This is a genomic window from Streptomyces sp. SID13031 (assembly GCF_010548305.1).
In the GTDB taxonomy this organism is placed as follows: Bacteria; Actinomycetota; Actinomycetes; order Propionibacteriales; family Kribbellaceae; genus Kribbella.
Genome location: NZ_JAAGLV010000001.1, coordinates 118,964 through 130,788, shown reverse-complemented (window position 1 = coordinate 130,788; position 11,825 = coordinate 118,964). Strand labels below are relative to the sequence as shown.

Genomic DNA, 11,825 nt, shown 5'->3' with positions numbered 1-11,825 from the left:
ATCCCTGTGCTGATCTCTGTCCTGGTCCCGTTGCGTTCATCGGCGGGGGCCCGGCGCGACCACGCCGGCTTCGTACGCGTAGACGACGGCCTGGGCACGGTCCCGCAGGTTCAGCTTGGTGAGGATGCGGCTGACGTGAGTCTTCACGGTCTGCTCGGCGAGGACCAGGGTGGCCGCGATCTCCCGATTGGACTGCCCACGCTCGACCAGGCCGATTCGTACCCGAGGGAGCGGAGGAGGCGGGCTGTCAAGGGGCGGCGACCGGATAGCGGTCCATCGGTGGTCGGTGTGGAGGTTCGTACGGTGTCCGTCATGGTCGGCTCCTCAGTCTCAGTTACTGAGATCGAGCCTAGAAATCAGCGGGCGCGGAAACATCCGGCCAGGGAGCCAAACCGCACTGCCTACCCCGGTAGCGGGTGTGATGTGATCTAGGTCACAGTGACCACGGTCCGTGTCACAGCGTTACACGGTCAGTGCCGGAAGGTGCGAGCGGCAGTGCCGCGCCGACAGGAGGTTCGAACAACATGCGCATTCGGAACCTGGCGGTGACCGCCACGCTGATCCCGGTCCTGATGCTCGCGGGCTGCGGCAACGACAAGTCCGCCGACGTGGCCGCGTCGTCGCCTGCCGCCCACAAGGCAGCCAAGCCCGGCGTCGCCGACGCAGTGGCCAACGGGTCCGGCGCGGCAGCCGGTTCACCGGTCTCGGACGACCCGGTGCTCAACGCGTACTACGACTACCGCGTCGCGTTCGACGTGATGATGCGTAGCGGTGGCCGGTCGACCCAGCAGCTCGTACCGGTGATGACGCCGGCGATGTTCACGGCGATCAGCCAGCAGGCGAAGTACTACCGGACCAAGCGCCTGCACAACACCGGTGTCACCAAGGTGCTCTGGGCCAAGCGCGTCCTGCTCTCGGACGGCGTGATCGTCCGCGCCTGCTATGACACTGTGAAGGCACGCACCGTCGACAGCAGAGGCAAGAGCGCACTGCCCGCCGGCACTCCGACCCGCTGGCTCGACCAGATGCGCGTCGAACTGGTCCAGGGTCGCTGGGTCGTAGGCGGCGGCAGCACCACCCCACAAGCCTGCTGACCCCACACGGCAGCACCCCTAAGCCAGCACAACCCGCAGTTCGGCACTACCAGCGAGCCAGCACCACCGCAGTTCGGCATCGCCCGCGAGCTAGTACCACCCGTAGTTGGCACCATGCGCAGGTTGGCGCCATCGGCTTGCTCGACGCACGTCGCAGCAGGCGAGGCAGCACCCGAAGTACCCCATAGACGACTCCGTCCCGCCGCCTGCCTAGGGCACACCTCGCGGTCCGGAGCCAACTCACAGCGCGGAGAGCAGCCACCTGCCCTCCGCGCTGTCTGTTCTCCGGCACCCACCGCTCTCCGGCACTGCCGATCAGGCGCCTGGCGCCCTCGGGCACTGCTGTTCTCCGGCGTCTCATGTTCCGGGACTGCTGAACTCCTGCGCTGCGATTCCGGTACCGAGTTGCGGCAGATCGCCAGTTCCCCTACTCGGACTGGCGATCTGCGGCGGGTTCAGGCGTGGCGGGTGGCTTGTTTCAGGAGGGATTCGACTGCTTCGTGGAGGGCGGCGTCGTCGGCTGGGCCTGACCAGACGATGACGCGGGCCTTGTCGCCGAGTTTGGCGGCGACGAGTTCTCGCGCGGGGGTCGGATCGCCCTGGTTCAGCAGGACGACGAGCCTGCGGCCGTCGCGTTGCAAGCGGTCGAGCAGCGGCGGCAGGGTCGAGCCGCGGAACAGTCCCGGATCGCTCTTCACCTTCGTCTCGACCATCACCCCGCGACCGCGGACCACCAACAGGAAGTCCGCGCGATCCCGGGTGAACTCGCGATCGTGATAGACCCGCGCCTTCGGCCACAGCCGTTCGAGCGCGGCATCCACTTCAGCGTCGTACCGGGCGGCGAGCCGGCTGACCTTCGAACTGGTCCCCCGCGGCCGATACTCCTCCGGCGCACGCAGACCTCGACGCCGGCGCCCGAGCAGGGGCCGGAGCCAGCGATAGAACCTCGTGTCGATCATCGGCGGACTCCCTGGACCTGGCGCGACACTGAGAGCAATTCTCTCAGTGCCGAATGTGACGAACCAGATCCGAGCGGAGTCCACCGACGATTGTGACAGCATTGCGACGAACGAACCGTCGACTGCAATACCGGGCCTGGCCGGAGTGAGGGCGTCCAGCCGTCCGGTGGTGCAGGCAGAGCAAAAACACCAGCCAGGGATCAGGCGGGAGTCAGGCGGGGTTCTTGATCGCCGAGACCTCGATCTCGAGCGTCACCTTCTCGCTGACCATCACGCCGCCGCCTTCGAGCACCGCGTTCCAGCTGACGCCGAAGTCCTTGCGGTTCAGCACCACCTTGCCCTCGAAGCCCAGCCGCACGTTGCCGTACGGGTCGACCGCGCGACCGGCGTACTCGAAGTCGATGTCCACCGACTTCGTCGCGCCGCGGATCGTCAGGTCACCAGTCACCGTGAAGTGGTCGTCGCCGGCCGGCGCGACCGCGGTGGAGGCGAAGGTGATCTCCGGGTGGTTGTCCATGTCGAGGAAGTCGTTGCTGCGCAGGTGGTCGTCGCGCTGCGAGTTGCGGGTGTCGATGCTCTTGGCCTGGATGGAGACCTGAGCCGTCGAGTTCTCCGGCTTGGCGCCGTCGACGTGGACCGAGCCGGCGAACTCGTCGAAGTTGCCGCGGACCTTCGCGACCATCGCGTGCCGGGCGACGAATCCCATCCGGCTGTGCGAGGTGTCGATGGTGTAGTCGCCGGTGAGCTCGGAATAGTCAGTGGACATGCAGTCCGCCTCCCAAAGAGGAATAGTTTAAGTTTGCATTGTCAACCCTGGCAGGCCCAGGTTGATTCGTCCACCCCCCTTCATCAGCTCTTCACACGATTGCGACAAGAAGTCGCTGTCATGGCACCCACTGGTGCTCTGACGCATGGACGCCCAGCGCCGGTTGAACCGGTCCGTACCGGAGAATCGGGGGTGCAGCCGAGCCCGTCGGCCGTCGAGGAGGTCCAGTGAGTTCGACGCAGTGGAAGGTCCACTTCAAGTCGGCCCCGAGCGAGGTCTACCGCGCCATCAGTACTCCGCTGGGCCGGTCGCGATTCTGGGCGGAGTCGGCCAAGGAGGCCGATGGGGTGATCCACTTCGTCCTACCCGGCGACCGGACCGCCGACGCCCCGATCGAGCGAGCCGTCAAGGACCACCTGTACGTCATCCGCCTGTTCGGCGAGCGGATCAGCTTCGCCCTGGCGCAGGACGAGGACCGCGGCACCGATCTCACCTTCGTCCACGAAGGCGAGACCGATCCCACCACTTGGGTGTCCCTCCTGCTCCGCCTCAAGGCCCACGTCGACTTCGGCGCAGATCTGCGCAACCATGACCCGACCCGCACCGGAAACTACCTCGACGGTTGCTAGAGGCAACCAGTTTGCCCGGTGCCGGGACGGCGCGAGTCGCGGGTAGGCGGGAACAGTTGGGCGGCGGACGTTCACGCCCGGGCGAATCGGGGCACCGGCAGGGCGGCGTACTAAGAGTGCGGAGCACTAGGCTGGGTGCCAGGTCATGGGCAGGCCGTCACAGGGAGAGGTCGCGATGTCGGAGTTCAGAATCACCCACGAGATCCACGAGGTCCACCCGGACATCCGCGAGAAGCTGACCGAGACCACCATCGAGGCGATCAACGAGTCCAGCTCCCGCTCGGCCGAGGACGCCGCGCTCGTACTGCGCAACCGGCTCGGTGAGATCGGCGTCAATATGAGCGAGGAAGCCTGCCTCGCCGCCGTCGAACGCATCCGCTCGGGCAAGACGCTGCGCTTCGAGATCGAACGCGAGGACGGCGGCGACGCAAGGCACTAGTGCCCTGTAGGACACCGGGCGATCTAGGACCTGACGAACTTCCAGGTCAGCGGGATGTTGCCGAGGTTCGGATCGGCCAGCTGGCTGAAGGCGGGCTGGCTCAGGTCGATAGGTATACGAGACCGCCACCAGCATTTCGGTCGCGGCATTGATCTGCGTCCCGCAGGCGCCGTACCCGGCATCGTTGTAGTAGGTCGCATTACCTTGGATCGGCTGGTCGAAAGGAATCGCGTAGGCGGTTTGCGCAAAAGTCAGCGGCAGTACAACGGCAGTGGCCAGCACGGCCAGTTTCATGGGTAATCTCATGAACAGCTCCTGTCATCTTCTCGAGTCAGGCGAACTGATTCACACGGCGTGGAAAGTCACAGTGAAGCCAGTGCAATTGCGGCACTGCCGCACGGTCTGGTTGCCCTGCTCGGCGTCCTGTTTCGACCAGGCGTAGGCCTTGGGGCAGTGCGAGCTCAGCGCGTCGCTGTACGGGGTCCGGGCGTCGCGGTTGAGATTCAGGCAGTACGGCGTGACCCCGTTCGTACCGACGCGCTTGTTGGCCTGCGGGCAGTACGGCAGCAGGTTCTCCGGGCAGCCCATCGTCTCGCACTCGCGCGAGCCCGGAGGCGCCTGCGGGTTGTTCGCCCGGATGGTGATCGGTAGCGCGAAGGCGTTGACGTAACTGACGTTGTACCAGGGCGCGAGCCCGTCGTTCTGGTCGAAATTGAACTCGGCAAGGCTGGTCGGCTGTTCGCCGAGGCTGCACCGATCGGCGAACGGACCGCAGTCGCCGACCGCGCACTTGAAGGTGGATCCGGACTGGCCCGTACAGCCCTGCCGGCCGAAGAACTTGCCGCGCCAGTGGTTGGGCCAGGAGCCTTCGGGGATGGTGACGGTCGCGGACTGCCCGTTGTTCAGCCTGGGCAGTCCGGTGAAGTTGACCGAGTTGTCCGCGTTGACCGACGAGCCGACCCACAGGGTCTGCCCGGACTGGTTCACGAACGTCACGGTATGGACGGTGACAGCGGCCGCATTGATCGGCGTCGCCGAAACGGGCGCAGGTAGTGCCACGAAAAGGGCAAGGGTCAGCAATACAGCGAGAATCTTGGGCATATCTTCTCCGCAACAGTGGGGGCGGGCGCGGTAAGACATCGGGAATTCCCGTCACCACCATCGCCGCCCCGATACAACGATGTCAACACCTCACTGCACACTCCGTGATCGCGCGATCACGGATTTCCGGAGTTAAGAAATGAAATCCGCCGCGGTCATCAGCGAAATCAACTCGATGCCCTCGGCGGCGAGCGTCTCGGCCCCACCGAGTTGGCGGTCGATCACACACAAGGCCTGTGAGATGTCAGCGCCCAGCGCGCGCAGGTCCTTCGTGGACAAGACGATCTGGCCGCCCTTGCTCACGACGTCCTCTACGACCAGCACCCGGCGGCCGGCGAGCTCGGCGCCCTCCGCGAGCCGGCACGTCCCGTAGGTCTTGGCTTCCTTGCGGACGAAGGCGCAGGGCAACCCCGTGTGCCGCCCGAGTGCCGTCACGACCGGGATCCCACCCATCTCGAGCCCGGCGAGCACCTCGGTCCCCGCCGGCACGAGCGGCGCCATCGCCTCGGCGATCGCGTCCAGCAGCACTGGGTCGGCCTCGAACCGGTACTTGTCGAAATACTCGGTCGCCGTGATCCCCGACCGCAGGGTGAACTCCCCGGTCAGGTGCGATGCCCGATAGATCCGCTGCCCCAGCTCCGCAATCTCCACGATCCGAACCCTATCCAGGCACTGATCCTCACCCGGCCTTGCGCTCGCCGGTCTCCGGCAGCATCCGCACGAAGTCCTCGACCGCGATGATCGGTACGCCGAGGTCGCGCGCCGCCCGGGCCTTCACCGAGAGGCTGTCCACATCGGCCGCGACGACGAAGATGGTGTCCGGCCGGACAGCTTCCTGCGGCAGGAACCCGGCCGCCACCGCGCGATCCCACCAAACCTCACGCGGCTCGACCATGTCACCGGTGAACACCAGGCTGCTGCCCGCCGGAAACCCCTGCGCCCCGGGACGAGCCGGCACGACGTATTGCCCGCCGCTGGCTCGTAGCAAGGCGTCATCGACGTCCGCCGCCCGTTGCCCGAGCATCACCGCGACCCGATCGAGGTCGTTGCGCTCATCCGGAGCGACCACGCCCCCGCTCCACAACGCGTCGGCGAGGTCGGTGACATAGACCCGATGCAGCTCGTCGACCTCCGAGCGACTGAGGCCGAGATCCGTCGCAACGTGGACGAGCTGGTCGGCCTTGGCCTGGTTGATCTCCCGATCGGCCAGGATCGTGTCGAGGACGGCCAGATACGAGTCGGCCTGTGGCGGATCGGGCACTCGTGGCAACTGGTCGACCAGCCTGCTCATCCAGCCGTGGCGCCCGCCCGCATGCACCGGGCGGACAGTGGCCGTGCCGTCCGCACCGGGTAGTACGGGCCACCTCAGCCGGCTGACCTCCTCATAGGCCCACTGCCAGGGCGGAGGCGACGGGAAAGCCCGGAGATACTGGCTGAAGAGCTGCGCGGTCGCCCGGGTATCAGCGAGCGCCGAATGCCAGCCCTCGATCGAGATCCCGGCCGCCGAGCAACAAGCGCCCAGCGTCCGCTTGGCTCCGGGGTACAGATAGCCGGCCAGTGCCATCGTGCACATCGAGCGCTCGGTGACCAGTGGCACCGCGAACCCGATCCGGGCGAACTCCGCCCGCAGGAACCCGAGGTCGAAGTCGACGTTGTGCCCGACCACCATCCGCCCGGCCAGCAACTGCGCCAGCCGGCCGGCGATATCCGCGAAGTCCGGCGCGGCCAGCACGTCGGCGGTCAGAATCCCGTGGATGTGTTGCGGCCCCAGGTCCCGTTGCGGATTCAGCAACGTCACCCACTCGTACTCGAACCGCCCTTGTGCGTCGAGCAGCACGACGGCGATCTCGATCACCCGGTGCCGATGACCGGGCGACAGGCCGGTGGTCTCGGTGTCGATGACGGCATACATCCCAGCGCCTCCTCCAGCGTCGCTGCCAACTGCAACAAGCCAATCACAGGCCACCGACAGTTTCCGGCGACCGGCGAAACCAGATGTAACGCGGCATCGATTCCAGTCGATAGGCCCTATGGAAGCGCGGGGGGAAGCTGGAAGGCGCCGCGTGCCGCCAAACCGCACGGGGGGACCATGCAACTCAGCATCGACACCAGTTTGTCCACCAGACTGCTGGACTTCGTCACCGATCCGCAGGCGATCGACGACCTGCGCACCTACTACCAGGACGGGCCGCCGAACACCGGCTACCCCGGCCGCTGGTTCGAGCTGATCGGCTCGCCGGCCGACCAGGAGAACAACCGCAACCGGCTCACCGCCGACGACATCGTTGCCCTGTCCGCACTCAGCATCCGGCTGCCGATCACGGTCTCGGCACGGCTTCTCGGCGAGGACGCCGCCGAGATCACCGACCTGCTCACCGAGATCCCCGCCGACGCCGATCTGTGGGACGTCGCGCGATCGGACCTGAGCCCGAAGTCTGCGGCGTACCGGTTGTTCACGAAGTTCCGCGCGATGGCGTGGAACGGCGGTGAGCACGGCACCTCCGGCGTCACCGCGAGCAAGCTGCTGGCCCGCAAGCGGCCGCGGCTGATCCCGATCTACGACCACCAGGTCAGCCAGCTGGTCGACCTCGGCAAGGGCGCGAACTGGTGGATCTCGTTGCACGAGGCGCTGACGGCCGAGCTGTGCGATCATCTCGGCCACGCCCACAAAGCCGCCGAGCTCGGGCCGCAGATCACGCCCCTGCGCACCCTCGACGTGATCCTCTGGATGCGCGCCCGCCACCCAGGCTGAGCCGTACTACGCGGCGGGGATGTCCACGGCGATCTCCTCGCCCAGCGTCGCGCCACTGGTGAGATCCAGGTCGTCGCCACTCCAGAAGCGGCCCGGGTCGTACCAGTTCGGCCGGCGCCCGCTCGGCAACAGGCCCATCTCCTCGTACGTCACGGCGACCACCTCGGCGCAGTACGCGCTCTCCAGGTTCAACTCACGCTCGCCATGACGGAACTGCGGGATGCGCCCGCGCACCCATCGCGACGCCAGCCGGGCCGTGGACGGGAACGGCGTCCCGTCGAGGCGCGCCACAGTACGGAGTACTGCGTCCTCTGTCTCCCTGGTGACCGGGTACTCGAGCTGCCGCAGCCAGGCCCGCTGACCGTATCGGCGCGACCAGGTGAGCACCGCGTCGCGCAGATCGTGCAGTTGTACGCCGCGCTGGTGCTGGCCGGTCCACACGTCGGGCAGGGAGCGGCCGAGCTCCGCGTGCCACATCAGCGGCGGCAGGTCCTCGAGGACGATCGCCATCCCGACGTGGTTGACCGGGCTGTTGGTGGTCAGCTGGATCGCGCGATCGGCCGCGCTCTCACCCCGAAACAGCCAAATGTCACCCGTTCGTGTCAGTTCCGTAGCGTCATCCAGTGCTATCCGTGTTTCCACGTCGCTAGGTTAGTGACATGAAGGCATGGAAGGTCGTAGGACTGGCTGGTCTCGTCGGGGTTGCCGCGACGGGCGCCGTGATCGCGCGAGGCGAGCGCAAGCGTCGCGCCTACACCCCGGAAGAGGTGCGCGACCGCATCAAGACCCGCGTCAAGGAAGCCGCAAGCGCCTAAAGGTTGTGTAGCGCAACCTCTTTCAGGCGGCCTGATTCGATCACGGCCGTCTGATAGGTGCAGTACGGCTGTCGCCGGCGATCCGTCGGCGATCCCGGGTTGAGCAACCGCAGGCCCCGTGGCGACGTGGTGTCCCACGGGATGTGGCTGTGCCCGAAGACGAGCAGGTCCACGTCGGGGTAGGCGCGTTCACAGCGCTCCTCGCGACCTTTCGCCGTACCGGTCTCGTGGACGACCGCGATCGCGACGCCGTCCAGCGTCACCCGGGCAACCTCAGGCAACCTTGCCCTGAGCAACGGCCCGTCGTTGTTGCCCCAGCACCCGACCAGCTGGTTGGAGCGCTCGGTCAGCTCGTCGAGCAGGTCGACATTGACCCAGTCGCCCGCGTGGATCACCACGTCCGCCTCGTCGACCGCGGCCCAGACAACGCCGGGCAGCTTCTTCGCGCGTACCGGCAGATGAGTGTCCGAGATCAGCAGTAACCGCATGGGGTTACTCTCGCACGGCCTTGATCAGCTCTTGCTCGCGAGCAGGGCTCAAGCCCGCCTTGCGTTCGCGGTCCAGACCGAGCTCACGTTCCCAGGCCAGGGCGTCGACCAGGAACTCCTTCCGCGATCGATGCTTCAACCCCGCTTGGGCTGCCGCGGCGCCACTGCGGTTCGACCAGCCCTCGTAGCCGGGCTCGGTCATCCACATGGCGATCGACTCCGGGCCCATGTACTGCGGTACCTCCTGCGCCTCCAGCCATTCCCGCGACGCGAGCACCACTGGCCCGGTGTGCCCGCCGACCTCGCGCACCAGGTCGATCCACTCGCCGAACGGCACCACCGGGCCGAACGTGTCGAAGGTCCCGGTCGTGCCTCGCTCAGCACAGTCCAGCAGCCAAGACGCCAGATCCCGTACGTCGATCACCGCTGTCGCGAGCTCAGGCGTATCGGGCACCAGCAGCGGCTCCTCCGGCGCCCGCGCCGCGCGAGCAACCCACGCACCACCCCGATCGCTCGAGTCCCCCGGCCCGCCGATCAGCCCCGGCCGCGCGATCACCAAGCGATCCCCCACCGCCGCCGAGGACGCCAGCTCACCAGCCACCTTGGCCTCGCCGTACAGCTCCCGATCCGCGACATCCTGATCAGTCGCGGCCCGCAGCTCCGCCGACTCATCCGCCCCCGGTACGTCGAACGCCGCATAGGCATTGATGGACGAGACATACGTCCAGTGCTTGGCCTCCAGGGCTGTCAGCGCCTCCCGCACGAACCCGGGCTGCCACGACAGCTCGAAGACCGCGCCCCACTCCTGCCCCCGTACCGCGTCGTACGCGTCCGGCCGCGCGCGATCCGCTGCGACCAGCGTCGCCCCCTCCGCGACCGCGCCACTCTCACCTCGCGCCAGACAGGTCACCGCATGCCCACGCGCGAGCGCTTGCCTCGCGAGCTCACGCCCGAGGAACGCCGTACCGCCAAGAATCAGAATGTCCACGAACCCCAGCCAAGCAGCCCGCACGGACAAAACCCATCCCCTCTGCCGAGAGCAGACAGCAACTCTTCGTGGCCCACCGTCCGCACCGCGTCATACCTGCCCGTCACCCCTTGCGGGGCTTCACGACGGCGCGCACTGTCGGCAGTAGGAGGACAAACACACCAAGGGGGAGAAATGGCTGGTTTCGTTCAGATCATCGAGTACCGGACGTCGCGACCGGAGGAGGTCCGCGCGATCGGCGAGCAGTTCCGCAAGGGCCGCGAGGCCGGCGACGAAGGACCCGCGCCGACCCGGATGACGGCCTGCGCCGACCGGGACAACCCGGGCCGCTACTTCCACATCGTCGAGTTCGCCTCGTACGAGGACGCGATGGCCAACTCCGAACGCGAGGACACCGGCGTCTTCGCCGCCCAGCTGATGGAGTTGTGCGACGGGCCGGCGACGTTCTACAACCTGGACCTGCTGGAGACCACCGAGATGGGTTGAGGGGTTTGAACGGGGCCGACGCCGGAGGGAGTCTGGCGCCGGCCCGTTCGGGTCAGACCAGGTCCGCGGCGCCGGATCCGGTCGTGGTCTGCCGGCCGGACTCGAACTCGTCCAGCGGGGGTTCAGGGGCCGGGTGCAGGGCCGGCCAGGGCTGGGGCGGCAGATCGGCGCGTCGTGGCAGCTCCGGATCCGGCCCCGGGTCGGGGTCGAGCCACTCGATCTCGGTGGCACCCTGGTGACCGTGGATCGCGATCACCGAGTCGATGCTGTCCCAGACGGTGGTGGTCGGGTAGTCGCCGTACCAACGCAGCGCGACGGCTTCGTCGGTGAACTGGACGCCCTCGGCGACGGGCCCGGTACCGCTCACGCCGGACACGTCATGATGGCGGATCATCCGGAAACGACGGGCAGTCATTTCGGCGCGACCTCCCACAACCTCTCCCCCGGCAGGGCCTGCCCGCCGGGATCCGCGACGGAGATCGGTTCGCTGGTCACCTTCAGGCCGGCGAACCGGCGTGACATGGCGGCTGCATAGCGGTCGGCCACGTCGGCCTCCGCCCAGTAGTCCGCGACGACGTGGTCCCCGAACCACACTCGTACGCGGCGACGTTGAGCTCCTGCCGGATCATCAGGCATCAGTGCACCCGGCGTCCGGTCGAAGGCGTGCGGCGGCCGCCTGTCGGTGTTCCCATCAGCGGCATCGAATAGCTGTCGTTCACTTCGATCACTTCCACTTCCCTGTGGGGATGGGTTCACTCGTAGTGACGGCCCGGTGACGCCTTCATGACGCCGATCCCACAGAACTTTTCTGGAAGTACCTCAAAGCAGTTTCCGTATCCCCGTCGGCGACCGCCGCTGAGCCTGGTCAGAGCCGCATTCGCTCCGCCACCGCGGTCGCGAATCCGGCCAGCGCGTCGTACTCGTCAGCCGACATCGACCAGGGGTTGAAGCTGACCCGCCCCCTGGGCCTCCGTAACCCCGGATCACCGCCCACAAGTAGCTGTCCTTCAGAGCCCGCGTACCTCGGAAACCCAGTCTCGCCACTGGGCCAGATCCGGCTCGTCCATGCTGACACCGGCCGCGAAGTAATGCGTGCCGGCATCCGGCAGATGCGCTGCCACCAGATAAGTCACGTCATGAACCAGCAGCATGGGGATCCCCAGCCCCGCTTCAGCCAGCCGCTCGAAAACCAGTCGAGCCTCCCGCTCCTGCACCGCATCGTCACCACCGCCGTACGAGACGTCAACCTGAACCGAGTACGGATCAATCGCCTGCGCCTCCCCCGGCTCAGCATCAACCAGCACATGC

At 67.1% G+C, this 11,825-nt stretch carries 17 protein-coding genes and 1 pseudogene; 6 read left to right on the top strand and 12 right to left on the bottom strand.

The window, feature by feature from the left end; translation table 11 throughout:
• Positions 1-36: 36 nt before the first annotated feature.
• Positions 37-210, bottom strand: a pseudogene (locus G3I17_RS00600) (LuxR C-terminal-related transcriptional regulator); the annotation flags it as partial.
• A gap of 314 nt (positions 211-524) precedes the next feature.
• Here G3I17_RS00600 and G3I17_RS00595 point away from each other — a divergent pair.
• Positions 525-1,094 carry a hypothetical protein gene (locus G3I17_RS00595; RefSeq protein WP_164592818.1) on the top strand — a complete coding sequence of 190 codons (570 nt, stop codon included), beginning with the start codon at positions 525-527 and terminating at the stop codon, positions 1,092-1,094.
• Between the two features lie 455 nt (positions 1,095-1,549).
• Here the strand turns inward: G3I17_RS00595 and G3I17_RS00590 are convergent, their stop codons facing one another.
• Both G3I17_RS00590 and G3I17_RS00585 read right to left on the bottom strand, forming a co-directional pair.
• Positions 1,550-2,053, bottom strand: a complete 504-nt coding sequence (locus G3I17_RS00590) for a hypothetical protein (RefSeq protein ID WP_203589566.1) — start codon at positions 2,051-2,053, stop codon at positions 1,550-1,552.
• Between the two features lie 211 nt (positions 2,054-2,264).
• On the bottom strand, positions 2,265-2,819 hold the full coding sequence (locus tag G3I17_RS00585) for a YceI family protein (RefSeq protein ID WP_164592816.1): 555 nt from the start codon (positions 2,817-2,819) through the stop codon (positions 2,265-2,267).
• 227 nt (positions 2,820-3,046) lie between these two features.
• Between G3I17_RS00585 and G3I17_RS00580 the strand changes: the two genes are divergently transcribed.
• The gene (locus G3I17_RS00580) at positions 3,047-3,448 is read left to right on the top strand and encodes a hypothetical protein (RefSeq protein ID WP_164592814.1); all 402 of its coding nucleotides are present in this window, start codon (positions 3,047-3,049) and stop codon (positions 3,446-3,448) included.
• A 175-nt stretch (positions 3,449-3,623) separates the two neighbouring features.
• A complete protein-coding gene (locus G3I17_RS00575; RefSeq protein WP_164592812.1) occupies positions 3,624-3,887 on the top strand; it encodes a hypothetical protein in 264 nt (87 codons plus the stop codon).
• Between the two features lie 345 nt (positions 3,888-4,232).
• On the opposite strand, the gene G3I17_RS00570 is transcribed toward G3I17_RS00575, so the two are convergent.
• The 3 genes from G3I17_RS00570 to G3I17_RS00560 form a co-directional block, all read right to left on the bottom strand.
• Entirely contained in the window at positions 4,233-4,988 is a 756-nt protein-coding gene (locus G3I17_RS00570; protein ID WP_164592810.1) for a thaumatin family protein, read from the bottom strand.
• 132 nt (positions 4,989-5,120) lie between these two features.
• The gene (gene pyrE, locus G3I17_RS00565; RefSeq protein ID WP_164592808.1) at positions 5,121-5,639 is read right to left on the bottom strand and encodes an orotate phosphoribosyltransferase; all 519 of its coding nucleotides are present in this window, start codon (positions 5,637-5,639) and stop codon (positions 5,121-5,123) included.
• A 28-nt stretch (positions 5,640-5,667) separates the two neighbouring features.
• Positions 5,668-6,900: an exonuclease domain-containing protein gene (locus tag G3I17_RS00560; RefSeq protein ID WP_164592806.1), complete on the bottom strand. Its 1,233-nt coding sequence runs from the start codon at positions 6,898-6,900 to the stop codon at positions 5,668-5,670.
• A 177-nt stretch (positions 6,901-7,077) separates the two neighbouring features.
• Here G3I17_RS00560 and G3I17_RS00555 point away from each other — a divergent pair, with 177 nt between their 5' ends.
• Positions 7,078-7,740 carry a DUF6308 family protein gene (locus G3I17_RS00555; RefSeq protein ID WP_164592804.1) on the top strand — a complete coding sequence of 221 codons (663 nt, stop codon included), beginning with the start codon at positions 7,078-7,080 and terminating at the stop codon, positions 7,738-7,740.
• 6 nt (positions 7,741-7,746) lie between these two features.
• Here G3I17_RS00555 and G3I17_RS00550 read toward each other — a convergent pair whose 3' ends face one another.
• Entirely contained in the window at positions 7,747-8,382 is a 636-nt protein-coding gene (locus tag G3I17_RS00550; RefSeq protein WP_164592802.1) for a hypothetical protein, read from the bottom strand.
• 17 nt (positions 8,383-8,399) lie between these two features.
• Here G3I17_RS00550 and G3I17_RS39600 point away from each other — a divergent pair, with 17 nt between their 5' ends.
• The gene (locus G3I17_RS39600; protein ID WP_203589565.1) at positions 8,400-8,555 is read left to right on the top strand and encodes a hypothetical protein; all 156 of its coding nucleotides are present in this window, start codon (positions 8,400-8,402) and stop codon (positions 8,553-8,555) included.
• Here G3I17_RS39600 and G3I17_RS00545 read toward each other — a convergent pair.
• Positions 8,552-9,043 carry a metallophosphoesterase gene (locus tag G3I17_RS00545; protein WP_164592800.1) on the bottom strand — a complete coding sequence of 164 codons (492 nt, stop codon included), beginning with the start codon at positions 9,041-9,043 and terminating at the stop codon, positions 8,552-8,554. The genes G3I17_RS39600 and G3I17_RS00545 overlap by 4 nt on opposite strands.
• A 4-nt stretch (positions 9,044-9,047) precedes the next feature.
• Positions 9,048-10,031 (bottom strand): NAD-dependent epimerase/dehydratase family protein, encoded by a 984-nt coding sequence (locus tag G3I17_RS00540; protein ID WP_164592798.1) that lies wholly within the window; start codon positions 10,029-10,031, stop codon positions 9,048-9,050.
• Positions 10,032-10,205: 174 nt separating this feature from the next.
• Here G3I17_RS00540 and G3I17_RS00535 point away from each other — a divergent pair, with 174 nt between their 5' ends.
• Positions 10,206-10,517, top strand: a complete 312-nt coding sequence (locus G3I17_RS00535; protein WP_164592796.1) for a hypothetical protein — start codon at positions 10,206-10,208, stop codon at positions 10,515-10,517.
• Positions 10,518-10,569: 52 nt separating this feature from the next.
• Here G3I17_RS00535 and G3I17_RS00530 read toward each other — a convergent pair whose 3' ends face one another.
• The 3 genes from G3I17_RS00530 to G3I17_RS00520 all read right to left on the bottom strand — a co-directional run bounded on the left by G3I17_RS00530 (position 10,570) and on the right by G3I17_RS00520 (position 11,821).
• A complete protein-coding gene (locus G3I17_RS00530) occupies positions 10,570-10,932 on the bottom strand; it encodes a hypothetical protein (RefSeq protein ID WP_164592794.1) in 363 nt (120 codons plus the stop codon).
• Positions 10,929-11,153 (bottom strand): hypothetical protein, encoded by a 225-nt coding sequence (locus G3I17_RS00525; RefSeq protein ID WP_164592792.1) that lies wholly within the window; start codon positions 11,151-11,153, stop codon positions 10,929-10,931. Before G3I17_RS00525 ends, G3I17_RS00530 begins: the two co-directional genes overlap by 4 nt.
• Positions 11,154-11,524: 371 nt before the next feature.
• Entirely contained in the window at positions 11,525-11,821 is a 297-nt protein-coding gene (locus tag G3I17_RS00520; protein WP_164592790.1) for a hypothetical protein, read from the bottom strand.
• Positions 11,822-11,825 lie beyond the last annotated feature (4 nt).

Bases quoted from the DNA above. Each gene is read 5' to 3' on its own strand.
- G3I17_RS00595 (WP_164592818.1), top strand. From the start codon at position 525: ATGCGCATTCGGAACCTGGCGGTGACCGCCACGCTGATCCCGGTCCTG.
- G3I17_RS00590 (WP_203589566.1), bottom strand. From the start codon at position 2,053: ATGATCGACACGAGGTTCTATCGCTGGCTCCGGCCCCTGCTCGGGCGC.
- G3I17_RS00585 (WP_164592816.1), bottom strand. From the start codon at position 2,819: ATGTCCACTGACTATTCCGAGCTCACCGGCGACTACACCATCGACACC.
- G3I17_RS00575 (WP_164592812.1), top strand. From the start codon at position 3,624: ATGTCGGAGTTCAGAATCACCCACGAGATCCACGAGGTCCACCCGGAC.
- G3I17_RS00570 (WP_164592810.1), bottom strand. From the start codon at position 4,988: ATGCCCAAGATTCTCGCTGTATTGCTGACCCTTGCCCTTTTCGTGGCA.
- G3I17_RS00560 (WP_164592806.1), bottom strand. From the start codon at position 6,900: ATGTATGCCGTCATCGACACCGAGACCACCGGCCTGTCGCCCGGTCAT.
- G3I17_RS00555 (WP_164592804.1), top strand. From the start codon at position 7,078: ATGCAACTCAGCATCGACACCAGTTTGTCCACCAGACTGCTGGACTTC.
- G3I17_RS39600 (WP_203589565.1), top strand. From the start codon at position 8,400: ATGAAGGCATGGAAGGTCGTAGGACTGGCTGGTCTCGTCGGGGTTGCC.
- G3I17_RS00545 (WP_164592800.1), bottom strand. From the start codon at position 9,043: ATGCGGTTACTGCTGATCTCGGACACTCATCTGCCGGTACGCGCGAAG.
- G3I17_RS00535 (WP_164592796.1), top strand. From the start codon at position 10,206: ATGGCTGGTTTCGTTCAGATCATCGAGTACCGGACGTCGCGACCGGAG.
- G3I17_RS00530 (WP_164592794.1), bottom strand. From the start codon at position 10,932: ATGACTGCCCGTCGTTTCCGGATGATCCGCCATCATGACGTGTCCGGC.
- G3I17_RS00525 (WP_164592792.1), bottom strand. From the start codon at position 11,153: ATGCCTGATGATCCGGCAGGAGCTCAACGTCGCCGCGTACGAGTGTGG.